Here is a 17,985-nt window from a genome sequence, read left to right on the forward strand (position 1 = left end):
CTGTGGACAAAAAAAAGCCCGGATGGCGACAAACGCTCCGGGCTTTTCCTATTGCGGGCAATGAATCAGCTGATCAGGCCATACACCACCGAGGTCAGCGCAACCAGGCCGATCACCACGACGAACACGTTCGACAGTGCACCGCTGTACTTGCGCATCGATGGCACGCGACGGATGGCGTACATCGGCATCAGGAACAGCAGCACGGCGAGGATCGGGCCGCCGAGCGATTCGATCATGCCGAGGATGCTTGGGTTGAGGGTGGCGACGATCCAGCAGACCACCAGCATCAGTGCGGCGACCAGGCGGTCCAGGGCTTTGGCACCCGGGCGTGCGCCGGTCTTGGCGATGATGCCCTTGAGGCCTTCACTGGCACCGATGTAGTGGCCGAGGAACGACTTGGCAATGGCGATGAAGGCGATCAGCGGCGCGGCAAAGGCAATGGTCGGGTTGCTGAAGTGGTTGGCCAGGTACGACAGGATCGACAGGTTCTGCGCCTTGGCTTCGGCCAGCTGGGCGCTGCTCAGGGTGAGCACGCAGCTGAACACGAAGAACAGCACCATCACCACCATCAACAGGTGGGCACGGCGCAGGATCTGGCCACTGCGCTCGTCGGCGTGCTCGCCATAGCTGCGCTTCTGGTCGACGGCGAAGGCCGAAATGATCGGCGAATGGTTGAACGAGAACACCATCACCGGGATCGCCAGCCACAGGGTGTGCAGGAACGCCGAGCCCGACGGCACCTGGGCGGCGCTGTCGAGGATGCCACCGGTCCAGTGCGGGATCAGGTACAGGCCGAGCAGGCCCAGGGCAACGATGAACGGGTACACCAGCAGGCTCATGACCTTGACCGTGGCCTGCTCGCCGCAGCGCACGATCGCCAGCAGGCCGAGGATCAGCACGAACGACAGGATCGCGCGGGGTGGAGGCACCATGTGCAGCTGGTGCTCCATGAAGCTGCTGACGGTGTTGGTCAGGGCCACGCTATAGATAAGCAGGATCGGGAAGATCGCGAAGAAGTACAGCACAGTGATCAACGCACCGGCCTTGATACCGAAATGCTCTTCGACCACTTCGGTGATGTCGCCGCCGCTGCGCCCGGACAGCACGAAGCGAGTCAGGCCACGGTGGGAGAAATAGGTCATCGGGAACGCCAGCGCGGCCAGGATCAGCAGCGGCCAGAAGCCGCCGAGGCCGGCGTTGATCGGCAGGAACAAGGTGCCTGCGCCGATGGCTGTGCCGAACAGGCCCAGCATCCAGGTAGTGTCGTTACGCGACCAGCTGCCGAGGGTGGCGGGGGTCGATTCTACAAAGCGTTGTTCAACGCTTGGGGCCTGCTCATTCATTCCGGGTGAAGCTCCACTCGCAAGACTGCAACAGGCTGAGAATGGCGAAATAGACGTTTCGCCCAACTCAACCGGGGAAGAGGGGCGCGATTGTGCACGGAAAGGTTGCACTTGCGAAGCCCCTTTCCGAGGAGCGGTTGCACTTGTCTTTACAAGCAGGTTGTGCCCAGGGGCTGCGTTGCAGCCCATTCGCCGGCAAGCCGGCTCCCACACCCACTGAGCAGAACTTGAGGCGTGCGCTGTGCCTGAGGGAGCCGCGCTTGTCGTGGCGACGAACCGCGGCGATGGGCCGCAAAGCGGCCCCGTGCGGCCTTACTTCTGAACGGCGGCGAAGGCTTCGGCAACCCGTTGCAGGTTGGCCGGACGCAAGCCGGACATGCACACCCGGCCGCTGTCGATCAGGTACACACCGAACTCGTCACGCAGGCGGCGCACCTGCTCGACGCTGAAACCGGTGTAGCTGAACATGCCGCGCTGGCGCAGGAAGAACTGGAAGTCCTGGCCTGGCAGCAGTACCGCCAAAGCATCGACCAGTGCCTGGCGCATGTCGAGGATACGCTTGCGCATCACTTCCACTTCTGCCGCCCACTGGGCATTGAGTTCGGCATCGCCGAGCACGCCAGCCACCAGCTGGGCACCGAAGTTAGGTGGGCTGGAGTAGTTGCGGCGCACGGTGGCCTTGAGCTGGCCGAGCACGCTCTGGGTGGTGGCTTCGTCGTCACAGACCACCGACAGGCCCCCTACCCGCTCGCCGTACAGCGAGAAGATCTTGGAGAACGAGTTGCTGACCAGGCACGGCACGCCGGCACGGGCCATTTCGCGGATGGCGTAGGCGTCTTCCACCAGGCCTTCGCCGAAGCCCTGGTAGGCGATGTCGAGGAACGGAATCAGTTGGCGTGCCTTGACCACTTCCACCACTTGTTGCCATTGGCCCTGCTCGAGGTCGGCACCGGTGGGGTTGTGGCAGCACGGGTGCAGCAGCACGATGCTGTTGGCTGGCAGGGCCTGCAGGGCCTGCAACATGCCGTCGAAGTCGACGCCACGGCTGGCCTGGTCGAAGTACGGGTAGGTGTGCACCTTGAACCCGGCACCTTCGAAGATGGCGCGGTGGTTGTCCCAGGTCGGGTTGCTGACCCAGACTTCCGACTGCGGGAAGTAGCGCTTGAGGAAGTCGGCGCCGACTTTCAGCGCACCGGAACCGCCAACGGTCTGCACGGTGGCCACGCGCTTGCCGGTCACGGCCGGGTGGTCGGCACCGAACAGCAGCGCCTGGATCGCCTGGCGGTAGCTGGCCAGGCCTTCCATCGGCAGGTACAGCGAGGCTTCATGGGCTTGGCCTGCGATGCGTTTTTCCACCGCATCCACCGCTGCCAGCTGCGGCACCACACCGGCCTCATCGTAATACAGGCCGATACTCAGGTTGACCTTGTCGGCGCGCGGGTCGGCCTTGAAGGTTTCCATCAACGAGAGGATCGGGTCGCCGGCATAGGCATCGACATGTTTGAACACAGCGTGCAGCTCCTTGGATCAGGACAGTTCGGAAAGACTGCCCTGAGGATACCCGGAGTCGGGCCCAAGGAACATCACATAAGTGCAAGGTTGTCTATGCAACTTTGCACAGGGAAGATTTGCACTGGATGCTTCGCGGGTAAACCCGCTCCCACAGGGGCCGCACCCACCTTGAGCCCTGCGCTGCACCTGTGGGAGCGGGTTACCCGCGAAAGGGCCGGTTCAGCCGAGCAATTCCTTCAGGCCTTGCAACTCTTGTTCGGTCACCGCCACCCCTTCCCGCTCGGCCTGCTCCCGCTCGCGGTAGCGCCGCTCGCCCGGCATCCGCGATAACCCCGCGGCTTGCATGTGCTCGACCAGCTCGCGGCTGCGCTGGGCAAACCGCTCACCCTCGGCCTTGCTCGGGTCAATGACGATGATCAATTGCCCGGTCCACGGCGTCTTCGCTCCCGGGTGCCCTGACCAGTCGAACTCCCAGGAGAAATGCCCACCGGTCAGCGCCGCTGCCAGCAACTCGACCATCATCGACAGTGCCGAGCCCTTGTGCCCGCCAAACGGCAACAGCGCGCCGCCTTCGAGAATGGCCTTTGGGTCGGTGGTCGGCTGGCCCTGGGCATCCACGCCCATGCCTTCGGGCAATGCCTGGCCGGCACGCGCAGCGATCTGCACGTCGCCGTGGGCCATGGCGCTGGTGGCCATGTCGAAGACGATCGGATCATGCCCCGCGCACGGCGCGGCGAAGGCGATCGGGTTGGTGCCGAACAACGGTTTGCGCGCACCGTGCGGCACCACGCAGGTCATGCTGTTGACCACGCTAAGGGCCACCAGGCCTTCCTCTGCGAACGGCTCGACATCGGGCCACAGCGCGGCGAAATGGTGCGAATTGTGGATCGCCAGCACGGCAATGCCGGCGCTGCGGGCCTTTTCCACCAGCAACCCACGCGCCGCAGCCAGGGCAGGCTGGGCGAAGCCACCGGCGGCATCCACGCGCACGTAGCCGGGCGCCACATCGGTCACCTGCGGCGTGGCACGGCCATCGACCCAGCCGCTGGCCAGGGTCGAAACGTAACCGGGGATACGAAACACGCCGTGGCTGTGGGCGCCATCGCGCTGGGCACTGGTGCAGTTGTGGGCAAGCACGGCGGCCACTGCCTCGCTGCAGCCGTGACGCTGGAAGATCGCTTGCAACAGCCCCTGCAGTTCGACGAAGGGCACGCGCACGAGCGGGCTGGTGGAAGGTGCGGACATCTGTAGCTCCTTTCTTGGAATTGGAATGGCAACAGCGTGTGCAACGACAAAAACTTTCCGATAAGTGACAGCTATCTGTCAAACGTTGACGAGATGACAGAAAACAGCCATTTTCTATTCCACGCCTCGCCTGGAGCAGCAGCATGAGCCAACCGATCAAGCAACGCCTGGAAAACAGCCTGCAAGGGGCCGCTGCCTCGGGCCGCAAGATCGCCAGCTACATGCTTGCCAACCTGCACGAACTGCCGTTCCAGACCTCGGCCAGCATTGCCGCCAAGCTGGGCGTCAGCGAATCCAGCGTCGGGCGCTTCTGCCGTTCCCTCGGTTATGCCCATCTAAAGGCGCTCAAGCAAGACCTGCAGAGCGACCTCGGCGACGGGCCGTGGCTGATGGGGGATCGCCTGCAAGAATATCGCCAGAATGAGGACGTCAGCGACAACGCCGGCAGCCTGGAGCTGGAAATGGCAGCCCTGGTCCGCGTCCACGAATACCGCCAGAGCGACGCCTGGCACGCCGTGGCACAGCGCCTGGCAGAAAAGCCGCGGGTATGCATCGCCGGCTTCCAGACCGAGCGTGGCATCGCCATGTGCATGAGCCACCTGTTGCAATACCTGCGCGACGGCGTGCAACTGGTCGATGGCAGCGCCGGGCACTTCGGCGACGTGCTGCTCGGCCGCAGCGAGGCCACCACGCTGGTGGTGTTCGAGGCCCGCCGCTATTCGCGCCATGCCCTGCTGCTGTGCCAGAAGGCACGCGCCGCCGGCATCCCGGTCACGCTGGTGACCGATACCTTCTGCGACTGGGCCGATGCCCATGCCGACGAAGTGTTCCGCATCCCCACCGAATTCAATCTGTTCTGGGAATCCACCGCGACCATGCTGTCGTGGGTGCACCTGATGGTCAACGAGGTCTGCAAGAAGCTCGGGCCTGATGTTGAAAAACGCTTGGAAGCAACTGCCGCTCTACATAACGAGTTCGTCGGCTACACCTCGTGGCCGGCCAACAAACAACAATAGCAAGAGTGCAAGAGGTGCGAGATGAACAAGACCATGGCTTTGCTGGGTGCGTGTGCCCTGCTGCTGGCAGGTAACGCCAGTGCCGAGACCCTGCGCTTCGCCACCGAAGGTGCCTACCCGCCCTTCAATTATGTCGATGCCGATAACCAGCTGCACGGCTTCGACATCGACATCACCCACGCCCTGTGCGAACAGATGAAGGTCGAGTGCACCCTGGTCGCCCAGGACTGGGAGGGCATCATCCCGGCGCTGATGGCGCGCAAGTACGATGCCGTGGTGGCGTCGATGATCGACACCGAGGAACGGCGCAAGAAGATCGCCTTCACCGACCACTACTACCGCACCCCGCTGACCGTCGCCGTGGCCAAGGACAGCAAGATCAGCGACGCCCAGACCCGCTTCGACGGCTATACCGTCGGCGCCCAGTCGTCCTCGACCCAGGCCATCTATGCCGAAGACGTGTACGCCAAGGCTGGCGCCGACGTGAAGCTGTACCCGACCATGGACGAGGCCAATGCCGACCTCGCCGCCGGCCGCCTGGACGGGGTGATTGCCGACAAGTTCCCGCTGCATGAGTGGATGAACAAGAACGGCCAGGACTGCTGCAAGATCCTCGGCGACGTTGCCAACACCAAGGCCGACGCTGCCATTGCCGTGCGCAAGGACGACGATGCCCTGCGCCAGCGGCTGAACACCGCACTGGCCGAGATCGTTGCCAACGGCACCTACCAGAAGATCGCCAGCAAGTACTTTGCCTTCGATATCTACAACTGATCTTCGGAAACTGCGCTATCGCTGTAGGAGTGGCCTTGCCGAGGCGTCGGACCGGTCGGAAAGGGCCGCAGAGCGGCCCCCAGCAATCTGTGCTGTTGCATAAATCCTGGGGCCGCTACGCAGCCTTTTCCGACCGATCCGACGCCTCGGCAAGGCCGCTCCTACACAGAAGCCGCGCAGCCCATCCAAGGGGTTCGTCATGCTCGATCAATTGTCCTTGCTGTCCTTCGCCAGCGGAGGCTGGGGCCAGGCGTTGCTGGCCGGCGCGCTGGTTACCGTTTCCCTGGCCCTCGCCTGCCTGCCTGTCGGCCTGCCGTTGGGCCTGGCCGTGGCCCTGGCGGCACGTTCGCGCAAACGCCTGCCACGGGCCTGGGCCACGACCTTCTCCACGGTGTTCCGCGGCCTGCCCGAGCTGCTGACCTTGCTGATCATCTATTACGGCTGCCAGATCGCCGCGCAGAAGCTGCTGGCGGCGATGGGTTATGAAGGCGAGTTCCTGATCAACACCTTCCTCGCCGCAATGATCGCCTTCAGCCTGGTATTCGCAGCGTTCTCCAGCGAAATCTGGCTGGCCGCGTTCAAGACCCTGCCCAAAGGGCAGCTGGAGGCCTGCTCGGCGCTGGGCCTGAGCAAGCGCACCGGGTTCTTCAAGGTGGTGCTGCCGCAACTGACCCGCATCGCCCTGCCGGGCCTGTCGAACAACTGGCTGTCCCTGCTCAAGGACACCTCGCTGGTGTCGACCATCTCGCTGGTCGACCTGATGCGCCAGACCAACCTGGCGGTCAGCGTGACCAAGGAGCCGATGTTCTTCTATGGCGTGGCCTGCCTGGGTTACCTGCTGTTCTCGGCCGTCTCGGGACGGGTATTCGCCTATATCGAGCGGCGCAGCAACCGCCACCTGCAAGGAGCACGCGCATGAGTGCCGAACAACTGCTGGGCCTGGTGCTGGACCCGGACCTGCTGGAACGCTACGGCCCGCGTTTCGTCGATGGCCTGCTGGTGACCGCCAAGCTGGTGGCGATCTCCTTCAGCCTGGGCGCCGTGCTCGGCCTGCTGCTGGCCCTGGCGCGCATGTCGCGGCACCTGCTGCTGCAGCGTATGGCGGCGGGCTACATCTACTTCTTCCGCGGCTCGCCGCTGCTGGCACAGCTGTTTCTGCTGTATTACGGCCTGGGTTCGCTCAAGGGCTTCTGGCAGGACGTCGGCCTCTGGTGGTTCTTCCGCGAAGCCTGGTTCTGCACCTTGCTGGCGTTCACCCTGAACACCGCCGCCTACCAGGCCGAGATCTTCCGCGGCAGCCTGATGGCAGTGGCGCCAGGCCAGTACGAAGCGGCACGCGCGCTGAACCTGAAGCGCTCGACCACCTTCTTCAAGGTGATCCTGCCGCAATCGTTGCTGGTGGCCATCGGCCCGCTGGGCAACGAGCTGATCCTGATGATCAAGGCCAGCGCCATCGCTTCGCTGGTGACCATCTACGACCTGATGGGCGTGACCAAACTGGCGTTCTCGCGCAGTTTCGACTTCCAGATCTACCTGTGGGCCGCAGTGCTCTACCTGGTGATCGTCGAACTGGTCCGGCGCTTGCTCAAACACCTGGAAGCCCGCCTGGGCCGCCACCTGAACTGACCGAAGGATACATCCATGCATTGCCAGACCCTTGTTCTCGGCGCCGGCATCGTCGGCGTCAGTACCGCACTGCACCTGCAGGCCCGAGGGCGCCAGGTGATCCTGATCGACCGTGACGACCCCGGCAACGGCACCAGCCATGGCAACGCCGGGCTGATCGAGCGCTCCAGCGTGATCCCCTATGCCTTCCCCCGGCAGCTTGGCGCCTTGCTGCGTTATGGCCTGAACCGCCAGCCAGACGTGCGCTACAGCTTGCTGCACCTGCCCAAGGCGGCACCGTGGCTGCTGCGCTACTGGCAGCAGTCGGCGCCTGGGCGCCTGGCCGGGGCGGCGGCCGACATGCTGCCGCTGGTGCAGCGCAGCGTCGAGGAACACGACGCGCTGATCCACGCAGCCGGCCTTGAAGGGCTGGTCCAGGCCAAAGGCTGGATCGAGGTCTATCGCGACCCGGCGCTGTTCGAACAGGCCAAGGCCGAGCTCAAGGGCCTGGCCCGCTATGGCCTGCAATACGAAATCCTCGAGCGTGGGCAACTGCAGGCACGCGAGCATCAGCTCGACAGTGCGGTGGTCGGCGGCATCCACTGGCTCGACCCGAAGACCGTCAACAACCCAGGCGCCCTCACCCGTGGCTACGCCGCGCTGTTCGTGCAGCGAGGCGGGCAGTTCCTGCATGGCGATGCGCGCAGCCTGCGCCAGGCTGGCAGCCAATGGCAGGTCGACAGCCAGCGTGGGCCGATTACCGCGGACGAAGTGGTGGCCTGCCTGGGCCCGCAGTCGGGCGACCTCTTCGAGCGCCTGGGCTACCGGATTCCGCTGGGCATCAAGCGTGGTTACCACATGCACTACGGCACCCGCGACGGCGCACAGCTGCAGCATTCGATCTGCGACACCCAGGGCGGCTATGTACTGGCGCCCATGGCCCGCGGCGTGCGCCTGACCACCGGCATCGAGTTTGCGGCCAGCGGCGCGCCGGGCAACGAAATCCAGCTTAAACGCTGCGAAGCCCTGGCCCGCAAGCTGTTCCCGGCCCTGGGCGAGCGCCTTGATGAGAAACCGTGGCTCGGCCGCCGCCCGTGCCTGCCCGACATGCGCCCGGTGATCGGCCCGGCGCCCCGGCACAAAGGCCTGTGGTTCAACTTCGGCCACGCCCACCACGGCCTCACCCTCGGCCCGGTCAGCGGCCGCCTGGTGGCCGAGATGCTCACCGGCGAACACCCTTTCACCGACCCTGCGCCCTACAGCGCGGCACGTTTCGACTGACATCCAGCGGGAGAACAACAACATGACCGCCCCCATGAGCGTTGCCAGCCTTGCCCCCGAACCTGACCCTCGCCCGGAGCTGATCCGCATCGAGGGCCTGAACAAGCACTATGGCGCCTTCCATGTGCTGCGCGACATCGACCTGCAGGTGCGCGAGGGCGAACGCATTGTCCTCTGCGGCCCGTCCGGCTCGGGCAAATCGACGCTGATCCGCTGCATCAACCGCCTGGAGATCGCCCAGCAAGGCAGCATCCGGGTCGCCGGCACCGACCTGGCCGCCAACACCCGCCAGGCAGTCCAGGTGCGCAGCGAGATCGGCATGGTGTTCCAGCACTTCAACCTGTTCCCGCACATGAGCGTGCTCGACAACTGCCTGCTCGCCCCCACCAGCGTGCGCGGCCTGTCGCGCAAGGACGCCGAGGAACGGGCGCGCCTGTACCTGAGCAAGGTCGGCATCGAGAGCCAGGCACACAAGTACCCCAGCCAGTTGTCCGGCGGCCAGCAGCAGCGCGTGGCGATCGCCCGGGCGCTGTGCATGAAGCCACGCATCATGCTGTTCGACGAGCCGACCTCGGCGCTCGACCCGGAGATGGTTGCCGAAGTGCTGGACGTACTGGTGCAACTGGCCGGCACTGGCATGACCATGCTCTGCGTCACCCATGAGATGGGCTTTGCCCGGCAGGTGGCGGAACGGGTGCTGTTCCTCGAAGGTGGGCAGATCATCGAGGACAGCCCGCCCCAGGTGTTCTTCAACCAGCCGCGCACAGCGCGGGCCAAGGCCTTCCTGGCGCAGATACTGCACTGAGCGGTCGATCATTGCAGCGCTGCAATGATCCAACTGCGTCGTTAAATATAATTGACCTTACCCCCTGCCAAACCCTTGCCGGCTCAGGCTCGCAAGGGTTCAGGCCCCGTAATTCGGCGCCTTAACCGCCTTTTGCTCGTTTGACATATCGAACGGCTCTGGCAAGCTATCTACAAGCCCCGACCGGAATCGTCCAGTGATGAGCCGGCAGTGCTCGGGACTTCAGGTAGCACATCCAGGCCACGTGCCGTGCACCTGCACAACAACGACAGGCAGAGCCCTGTCATAAGGTGACATATGTCCAACAGCAACATTGGCAACAAGCAACCTTCCCTGCGCAAACCCGTCGTCCTGATGACCATGGGCAGCCAAGAGCGCAAAGGCCATGACTATCAGGTCATGACCCACAAATACATCACCCCGCTGGTCGACTTCGCCGATTGCGTCCCGGTACTGGTGCCTACCTGCTGTGGCATCGAAGACCTCGAGACCTATCTGGACATGGCCGACGGCGTGTACCTGACCGGTGCCGGCAGCAACATCGACCCGACCCTGTACGGCCAGGAAAACGAGACTCCCGGCAAGGGCCAGGACAAGAACCGCGACCTGTTCGACATCCCGCTGGTCAAGGCAGCGCTCAAGCGCGGCCTGCCGATCTTCGGCATTTGCCGTGGCATGCAGGAAATCAACGTTGCCCTGGGCGGCGACATCTACCAGAAGGTCTACGCCGAGCCTGGCTTCAACGACCACCGGGAAAACCCGGAAGATCCGGTCGATGTGCAGTACGCCCAGGTGCATGGCGTGAAGATCAAGCCAGGCAGCTGGCTGCGTGAAACCCTGGGCACCGACGAGATCCGTGTGAACTCGCTGCACGGCCAGGGCCTGCGCAACCTCGGCGCTGGCATCGAGCCGATCGCCCACGCCGAAGACGGCCTGGTCGAGGCGATCCACGCCCCAAGCATCTCGCCGTTCCTGTTTGCCGTGCAGTGGCACCCGGAATGGCAAGCGGCGAAGAACCCTGATTCGATCAAGATCTTCCAGGCCTTCGGCGATGCCTGCCGCGCCCAGGTGCGCAAAAGCCAGATCAAGCGCCAACAGGCCGCCTGACACTCGGTTTCAGCTTCGTTAGCTTTGATCGCGGGGCGGCGCAAGGCCGCCCCCGCTTCCCCGGTCACCCTCTGCTGGTCCCAGAACACTTCCCGTGGAAGCGGGCGGCGGGCTTGTGCCTGTCTCCGCGATCTTTTTTTCCTTTCCCCTTTAGAGATACGATGACTGCGGAGTGGTTGTCGTAGGTTTTTCTGCGCCTGTGAGATCGAGCGCCGCCCGCGCGGCGCATCGCGGATAAATCCGCTCCTACATTTGTTGCAACGTGCCGAACCTGTTACGCCATGGTCGCCTGCCTTGGCGCATGTCTTAAGCCCTACAAACAAGGCGGACAGCGCTGACCCCACAGGCGTGATTGGCCCGAAACAGATGTAGGAGCGGATATATCCGCGATGCGCCGCGCGGGCGGCGCGGTATGCGCACCCACACACATCCCGATCCGTACCCCATGGAATCCCGCAAAAATTTCTGCAAAGGGGACTAGTCATCGTACATGTTGTACGATAACTTACCTCCAACGCAGAACAACACCCTTCACCCAAGCGCCACAGGATGCCTACAACAATGACTCCACAAGAACTGAAATCCATCCTCTCCCACGGCCTGCTGTCTTTCCCGGTCACCGACTTCAACGCCCAGGGCGACTTCAACCAGGCTGGCTACATCAAGCGCCTGGAGTGGCTCGCCCCCTACGGCGCCAGCGCCCTGTTCGCCGCCGGTGGCACCGGTGAGTTCTTCTCCCTGGCCGCCAGCGAGTACAGCCAGGTGATCAAGACCGCAGTCGACACCTGCGCCAGGTCGGTGCCAATCCTTGCCGGCGTCGGTGGTTCCACCCGCCAGGCCATCGAATACGCACAAGAAGCCGAGCGCCTGGGTGCCAAGGGCCTGCTGCTGCTGCCCCACTACCTCACCGAAGCCAGCCAGGACGGCGTCGCCGCCCATGTCGAAGCCGTGTGCAAGTCGGTCAACATCGGTGTGGTGGTGTACAACCGCAACGTCTGCCGCCTGAACGCCAACCTGCTCGAGCAGCTGGCCGAGCGCTGCCCGAACCTGATCGGCTACAAGGACGGCCTGGGTGACATCGAGCTGATGGTGTCGATCCGTCGCCGCCTGGGTGACCGTTTCAGCTACCTGGGTGGCCTGCCGACCGCCGAGGTGTATGCTGCGGCCTACAAGGCACTGGGAGTACCGGTTTACTCGTCGGCGGTGTTCAACTTCATTCCGAAGACCGCGATGGACTTCTACCACGCCATCGCCCGTGACGATCACGCCACCGTGGCCAAGCTGATCGACGATTTCTTCCTGCCGTACCTGGACATCCGCAACCGCAAGGCCGGTTACGCCGTGAGTATCGTCAAGGCCGGCGCCAAGATCGCCGGTTACGACGCAGGCCCGGTGCGTACCCCGCTGACCGACCTGACCGTTGAAGAGTACGAAATGCTCGCAGCGCTGATGGACAAGATGGGTCCGCAATAAGCGCACCCCGCGGCCTGCCGTTGCCGCATCCGGAGTGGGCCTGCCCACTCCGGCTACAACTCGTGAGCCCGCACAAAAATAACTAGTGGGAGTATTACCAGCATGCAAGCGACTAAAAAGACGCATGTGCGCTACCTGATCCTGTTCATGCTGTTTCTGGTGACCACGATCAACTACGCAGACCGAGCCACCATCGCCATCGCAGGCTCCAGCCTGCAGAAAGACCTCGGCATCGACGCCGTTACCCTTGGTTATATTTTCTCCGCCTTCGGATGGGCTTACGTGGCCGGGCAGATCCCCGGCGGCTGGCTGCTGGACCGCTTCGGTTCGAAGAATGTCTACGCCTTCAGCATCTTCACCTGGTCGCTGTTCACCCTGCTGCAGGGCTTTGTCGGCGGCCTGCCGGTGGCCTGGGCGGTGGTGACCTTGTTCACCCTGCGCTTCCTCGTCGGCTTCGCCGAAGCCCCGTCGTTCCCGGGCAACGCCCGTATCGTCGCGGCCTGGTTCCCGACCCAGGAACGCGGTACCGCCTCGGCGATCTTCAACTCGGCGCAGTACTTCGCCACCGCGCTGTTCGCCCCGATCATGGGCTGGATCGTGTTCAGCTTCGGCTGGGAGCACGTGTTCGTGGTCATGGGCGCACTGGGCATCGTGTTCTCCGTGGTGTGGCTCAAGACCATCTACAACCCGCGCCAGCACCCGCGCATCAGCCAGAGCGAGCTCGAACATATCGAGCAGAACGGCGGCCTGGTCGACATGGACCAGAAGCGTGGCAACGACGGCCCGAAATGGGGCTACATCAAGCAACTGCTGACCAGCCGCATGCTGCTGGGCGTGTACCTGGGCCAGTACTGCATCAACGCCATCACCTACTTCTTCCTTACCTGGTTCCCGGTGTACCTGGTGCAGGAACGGGGCATGACCATCCTCAAGGCCGGTTTCATCGCTTCGCTGCCGGCAGTGTGCGGCTTCATCGGTGGCGTGCTCGGTGGGGTGATCTCGGACTGGCTGCTGCGCCGCGGCAACTCGCTGACCTTCTCGCGCAAGCTGCCAATCGTCTGCGGCCTGTTGCTGTCGACCACCATGGTCTTCTGCAACTACGTGGATGCCGAGTGGATGGTGGTCGGTTTCATGACCCTGGCCTTCTTCGGCAAAGGCATCGGCGCGCTGGGCTGGGCCGTGGTGGCAGACACCTCGCCCAAGCAGATCGCCGGGCTGTCCGGTGGCCTGTTCAACACTTTCGGCAACATCGCCTCGATCACCACACCGATCGTCATCGGCTACATCATCAGCGCCACCGGCTCGTTCAAGTGGGCCCTGGTGTATGTGGGTGCCAACGCCCTGGTGGCGGTGTTCAGCTACCTGGTGATCGTCGGCCCGATCAAGCGTATCGAGCTGCGCGACGATGCCCCGAAGCCACAGCCTGAGCCAGCCGCCAACGGCGAACTGGCCAGCGCGCGGCACTGAGTGAACACGCCCGCGCCGGCCACTGCCGACGCGGGCGGATGTACAAAAAGCCTGAGAACCTGACAAGTAGGGCCCAAACATGCAGTTGATCGAACATTCCGACTCGCCCCGCTACGTTCGCCTGCACGACGACGATAACGTCGTGGTGGTGGTCAACGACGGCGGCCTTGGCGAAGGCGCCCGCTTCGCCGATGGCCTGACCCTGGTCGAAGGCGTGCCACAGAGCCACAAGGTTGCCACCGTGCTGATCGCCAAGGGCGAGCCAGTGCGCCGCTACGGGCAGATCATCGGTTATGCGCTGGAAGACCTGCGCCAGGGCAGCTGGGTGCAGGAAAGCCAGCTGGCCATGCCGGCCGCCCCGGAACTGGACAGCCTGCCACGCTGCGACGCGGTACCGGATGCCCTGCCCCCGCTGGACGGCTTCACCTTCGAAGGTTACCGCAACGCCGACGGCACCGTCGGCACCCGCAACATCCTCGGCATCACCACCACCGTGCAATGCGTGACCGGCGTGCTGGTACACGCGGTCAAGCGTATCCGCAGCGAACTGCTGCCCAAATACCCCAACGTCGATGACGTGGTCGCCCTCACCCACAGCTACGGCTGTGGCGTGGCCATCAACGCCCGCGACGCCTACATCCCGATCCGCACCGTGCGCAACCTGGCGCGCAACCCCAACCTTGGAGGCGAGGCACTGGTGATCAGCCTGGGTTGCGAAAAGCTCCAGGCCGGCCAGGTGATGCACGACAACGACCCGTCGGTGGACCTCAGCGAGCCTTGGCTGTATCGCCTGCAGGACGCCAGCCTCGGTTTTGCCGAAATGATCGAGCAGATCATGGGCCTGGCCGAAACCCGCCTGAAAAAGCTCGACCAGCGCCGCCGCGAGACCGTGCCAGCCAGCGAGCTGATCCTCGGCATGCAGTGCGGCGGCAGTGACGCGTTCTCCGGCATCACCGCCAACCCAGCGCTGGGTTATGCCGCCGACCTGCTGGTGCGCGCTGGCGCCACCGTGCTGTTCTCGGAAGTGACCGAAGTACGCGACGCCATCTACATGCTCACCTCGCGCGCCGAGAACCAGGAAGTCGCCGATGCCCTGGTGCGCGAGATGGACTGGTACGACCGTTACCTGCAGCAAGGCGCGGCAGACCGCAGCGCCAACACCACGCCGGGCAACAAGAAAGGCGGCCTGTCGAACATCGTCGAGAAGTCCCTCGGTTCGATCGTCAAGTCCGGCAGCGGCGCCATCCAGGGCGTGCTCGGCCCGGGCGAGCGGGTCAACCGCAAGGGCCTGATCTTCTGCGCCACCCCGGCCAGCGATTTCGTCTGCGGCACCCTGCAACTGGCCGCCGGCATGAACCTGCACGTGTTCACCACCGGCCGTGGCACGCCGTATGGCCTGGCCATGGCCCCGGTGGTCAAGGTCTGCACCCGTACCGAGCTGGCCCAGCGCTGGCCCGACCTGATCGACATCGACGCCGGGCGCATCGCCAGCGGCCGCGCGACCATCGAAGAACTGGGCTGGGAGCTGTTCCACTACTACCTGGACGTGGCCAGCGGCCGCAAGCAGACCTGGGCCGAACAGCACCGCCTGCACAACGACATCACCCTGTTCAATCCGGCACCGATTACCTGATGGCAGCCGCGATCCCTGTGGGAGCGGGTTTACCCGCGAAGCAAGCGACGCGGAGCCTGGCACCGGCTGCGCCGGTATTCGCGGGTGAACCCGCTCCCACAGGGTCCGAGCAAGCCCGCCGAACAAGCATTCTTCCTTCAGCTACTCCTACAGGAGCACCCCATGCCTGAGATCCTCGGCCACAACTTCATCGCCGGCCAGCGCAGCGCCGCTGGCTCGCAACGCCTGCAGAGCCTGGACGCCACCACCGGCGAGGCCCTGCCCTACAGCTTCGTCCAGGCCACCGAAGCCGAAGTGGACCAGGCAGCCAAGGCTGCCGCCGCCGCCTTCGTCGAATTCCGCAACCTCAAACCGGCCCGCCGCGCCGAGTTCCTCGACGCCATCGCCGCCGAGCTGGACGAGCTGGATGACGCCTTCGTCGCCATCGTCTGCCGCGAGACCGCCCTGCCTGCCGCCCGCATCCAGGGCGAGCGTGGCCGCACCAGCGGCCAGATGCGCCTGTTCGCCCAGGTGCTGCGCCGTGGCGATTTCCTTGGTGCGCGCATCGACCTGGCCCTGCCTGAGCGTCAACCGCTACCTCGGGTCGACCTGCGCCAGATGCGCATTGGCGTCGGCCCGGTCGCCGTGTTCGGTGCCAGCAACTTCCCGCTGGCCTTCTCCACCGCAGGTGGTGATACCGCCGCGGCCCTGGCTGCCGGTTGCCCGGTGGTGTTCAAGGCGCACAGCGGCCACATGGCCACTGCCGACCTGGTCGGCTGCGCCATCCAGCGCGCCGCCGAGCGCACTGGCATGCCCAAGGGCGTGTTCAACATGGTCTTCGGCGCTGGCGTCGGCGAACCGCTGGTCAAGCACCCAGCCATCCAGGCCGTCGGCTTCACCGGTTCGCTCAAGGGCGGCGACGCGCTGTGCCGCATGGCCGCCGAGCGCCCGCAACCGATCCCGGTGTTCGCCGAGATGTCCAGCATCAACCCGGTGATCATCCTGCCAGGTGCCCTGGCCAAGCGTGGCGAGGCCATCGCCCGCGAGCTGGCCGGCTCCGTGTGCATGGGGGCCGGGCAGTTCTGCACCAACCCGGGCCTGGTGATCGGCCTGCAATCGGCACACTACAGCCAGTTGCTCGCCGACCTCGGCCAGCACCTGGACCAGCAGGCCGGGCAGACCATGCTCAACGCCGGCGGCCTGCGCAGCTACGTCGGTGGCCTGGAGCACCTGCACGCCCATGCCGGTATCGAGCACCTGGCCGGCCAGGCCCAGGAAGGTAGCCAGGCCCGTGCCCAGCTGTTCAAGGCCGAGGCCCGCCTGCTGGTGGAGGCCGACCCGCTGCTGCAGGAAGAAGTGTTCGGCCCGACCACCGTGGCGGTCGAGGTCAAGGACAACGAGCAACTGCGCGCCGCCCTGCTTGGCCTGCGTGGCCAGCTGACCGCGACGCTGATCGGTGAGCCGGAGGACTTCGAAGCCTTCGCCTGGCTGGTACCGCTGCTGGAGGAAAAAGTCGGCCGTATCCTGGTCAACGGCTACCCGACCGGCGTGGAAGTGTGCGATGCAATGGTCCATGGCGGGCCATACCCGGCCACCTCCGATGCCCGTGGTACCTCGGTCGGTACCCTGGCCATCGACCGCTTCCTGCGCCCGGTGTGCTACCAGAACTACCCGCAGGCGCTGCTGCCGGAGGCACTGCGCGACGGCAACCCGCTGGGGCTGCGTCGCCTGGTGAACGGGCAGTGGAGCGAAGGCGCGGTCTGATCGCCCTGAAACAAGAAAGCCCCGCGTCTGCGGGGCTTTCTTTATTGCCTGTTGCGGCCCTTTCGCGGGCAAGCCCGCTCCCACAGGGATATCACCAGGACTAAGGTCAGCGCTGTACCTGTGAAAGGGACATCACCAGGACTGAGGTCAGCGCTGTACCTGTGGGAGCGGGTTTACCCGCGAAGAGGCCGGAACAGGCGATAGAAGGCTCAGCCCCCCTGCGCCTCGGCTTCTTCATGGGCCTGGCGCAAGCGCTCGCGGCTGTTGCTCAGGTGCATGCGCATGGCCATCTTCGCCCCTTCGCTGTCACGCCGGGCGATGGCTTCATAAATGGCTTCATGTTCGTGCATCAGGCGACTCATGTAATGTGCCTGGTCATCATGGGCCAACCGCGCCGAATTCAACCGGGTACGTGGAATGATGCTGGTACCCAGGTGGTTGATGATATCGGCGAAGTAGTGGTTACCGCTGGCCTGGGCGATACGCAGGTGGAACTGGAAGTCCGCCGACACCGCGTCAGTGGCGTGCGCAGCACCCTCGTTGAGCTCGTCCAGCGCTGCGCGCATGCCGGCCAGCTCTTCATCGCTGCGCCGTTGCGCCGCCAGGCCCGCCGACTCGATTTCCAGGGCGATGCGCAGCTCCAGCACCGCCAGCACCTCGCGCAAGGTGACCACGGTCGCCGGGTCGATACGAAAGCCACCGGTAGCTGGCGCATCCAGCACGAAGGTGCCGATGCCATGGCGCGTCTCGACCTGCCCGGCCGCCTGCAGCCGGGAGATTGCCTCACGCACCACGGTGCGGCTGACGCCCTCCTCGGCCATGATCTGCGACTCGGTCGGCAGCTTGTCGCCGCGCTTGAGCTGGCCGCTGCGAATGCGCTCGGTCAGCACCGTGACCAGTTCCTGGGCCAGACTGCGCGGCTTGCGCCGGGTCCTTGCCTGTACCTGCTGCTCTGTCATGCCCTGTATTTCACCTTGA

At 64.7% G+C, this 17,985-nt stretch carries 15 protein-coding genes; 11 read left to right on the forward strand and 4 right to left on the reverse strand.

All coding sequences use genetic code 11. From position 1 onward, the window contains the following. Nucleotides 1-65: 65 nt before the first annotated feature. The 3 genes from ACIPZ5_RS24410 to ACIPZ5_RS24420 all read right to left on the reverse strand — a co-directional run bounded on the left by ACIPZ5_RS24410 (nucleotide 66) and on the right by ACIPZ5_RS24420 (nucleotide 4,103). Nucleotides 66-1,346, reverse strand: a complete 1,281-nt coding sequence (locus ACIPZ5_RS24410; RefSeq protein ID WP_400811068.1) for a serine/threonine transporter — start codon at nucleotides 1,344-1,346, stop codon at nucleotides 66-68. Nucleotides 1,347-1,658: 312 nt separating this feature from the next. Next, a complete protein-coding gene (locus tag ACIPZ5_RS24415) occupies nucleotides 1,659-2,855 on the reverse strand; it encodes an amino acid aminotransferase (RefSeq protein WP_261944078.1) in 1,197 nt (398 codons plus the stop codon). A gap of 222 nt (nucleotides 2,856-3,077) precedes the next feature. After that, entirely contained in the window at nucleotides 3,078-4,103 is a 1,026-nt protein-coding gene (locus ACIPZ5_RS24420; RefSeq protein WP_400811069.1) for an Ldh family oxidoreductase, read from the reverse strand. Nucleotides 4,104-4,246: 143 nt separating this feature from the next. On the opposite strand from ACIPZ5_RS24420, the gene ACIPZ5_RS24425 reads away from it, so the two are divergent. The 11 genes from ACIPZ5_RS24425 to ACIPZ5_RS24475 all read left to right on the forward strand — a co-directional run bounded on the left by ACIPZ5_RS24425 (nucleotide 4,247) and on the right by ACIPZ5_RS24475 (nucleotide 17,007). Next, nucleotides 4,247-5,119, forward strand: coding sequence for a MurR/RpiR family transcriptional regulator (locus tag ACIPZ5_RS24425; protein WP_085678850.1), 873 nt, complete (start codon nucleotides 4,247-4,249; stop codon nucleotides 5,117-5,119). 21 nt (nucleotides 5,120-5,140) lie between these two features. Next, nucleotides 5,141-5,893: a transporter substrate-binding domain-containing protein gene (locus tag ACIPZ5_RS24430; protein ID WP_261944076.1), complete on the forward strand. Its 753-nt coding sequence runs from the start codon at nucleotides 5,141-5,143 to the stop codon at nucleotides 5,891-5,893. A 199-nt stretch (nucleotides 5,894-6,092) separates the two neighbouring features. After that, nucleotides 6,093-6,812 (forward strand): ABC transporter permease, encoded by a 720-nt coding sequence (locus tag ACIPZ5_RS24435; RefSeq protein WP_400811072.1) that lies wholly within the window; start codon nucleotides 6,093-6,095, stop codon nucleotides 6,810-6,812. Continuing rightward, nucleotides 6,809-7,519: an ABC transporter permease gene (locus tag ACIPZ5_RS24440; RefSeq protein WP_400811074.1), complete on the forward strand. Its 711-nt coding sequence runs from the start codon at nucleotides 6,809-6,811 to the stop codon at nucleotides 7,517-7,519. The genes ACIPZ5_RS24435 and ACIPZ5_RS24440 overlap by 4 nt, the downstream gene beginning before the upstream one ends. 15 nt (nucleotides 7,520-7,534) lie before the next feature. Then, entirely contained in the window at nucleotides 7,535-8,779 is a 1,245-nt protein-coding gene (locus tag ACIPZ5_RS24445) for an FAD-binding oxidoreductase (protein WP_261944073.1), read from the forward strand. 22 nt (nucleotides 8,780-8,801) lie between these two features. Continuing rightward, nucleotides 8,802-9,584, forward strand: a complete 783-nt coding sequence (locus ACIPZ5_RS24450; protein ID WP_400811076.1) for an amino acid ABC transporter ATP-binding protein — start codon at nucleotides 8,802-8,804, stop codon at nucleotides 9,582-9,584. Nucleotides 9,585-9,881: 297 nt separating this feature from the next. Next, nucleotides 9,882-10,691, forward strand: a complete 810-nt coding sequence (locus tag ACIPZ5_RS24455) for a gamma-glutamyl-gamma-aminobutyrate hydrolase family protein (RefSeq protein ID WP_110638090.1) — start codon at nucleotides 9,882-9,884, stop codon at nucleotides 10,689-10,691. 561 nt (nucleotides 10,692-11,252) lie between these two features. Beyond that, nucleotides 11,253-12,164 (forward strand): 5-dehydro-4-deoxyglucarate dehydratase, encoded by a 912-nt coding sequence (kdgD, locus tag ACIPZ5_RS24460; protein ID WP_400811078.1) that lies wholly within the window; start codon nucleotides 11,253-11,255, stop codon nucleotides 12,162-12,164. 102 nt (nucleotides 12,165-12,266) lie between these two features. Then, nucleotides 12,267-13,631, forward strand: a complete 1,365-nt coding sequence (locus ACIPZ5_RS24465) for an MFS transporter (RefSeq protein WP_261944071.1) — start codon at nucleotides 12,267-12,269, stop codon at nucleotides 13,629-13,631. A gap of 79 nt (nucleotides 13,632-13,710) precedes the next feature. Continuing rightward, nucleotides 13,711-15,264, forward strand: a complete 1,554-nt coding sequence (gene garD, locus ACIPZ5_RS24470; RefSeq protein ID WP_400811080.1) for a galactarate dehydratase — start codon at nucleotides 13,711-13,713, stop codon at nucleotides 15,262-15,264. A 162-nt stretch (nucleotides 15,265-15,426) separates the two neighbouring features. Further along, nucleotides 15,427-17,007, forward strand: coding sequence for an aldehyde dehydrogenase (NADP(+)) (locus ACIPZ5_RS24475; RefSeq protein ID WP_400811082.1), 1,581 nt, complete (start codon nucleotides 15,427-15,429; stop codon nucleotides 17,005-17,007). A gap of 209 nt (nucleotides 17,008-17,216) precedes the next feature. Here the strand turns inward: ACIPZ5_RS24475 and ACIPZ5_RS24480 are convergent, their stop codons facing one another. After that, nucleotides 17,217-17,966, reverse strand: coding sequence for a FadR/GntR family transcriptional regulator (locus tag ACIPZ5_RS24480; protein WP_103447521.1), 750 nt, complete (start codon nucleotides 17,964-17,966; stop codon nucleotides 17,217-17,219). Nucleotides 17,967-17,985: the final 19 nt, after the last annotated feature.

Origin of the sequence: Pseudomonas sp. NPDC089428, assembly GCF_044749325.1 — a bacterium.
In the GTDB taxonomy this organism is placed as follows: Bacteria; Pseudomonadota; Gammaproteobacteria; order Pseudomonadales; family Pseudomonadaceae; genus Aquipseudomonas.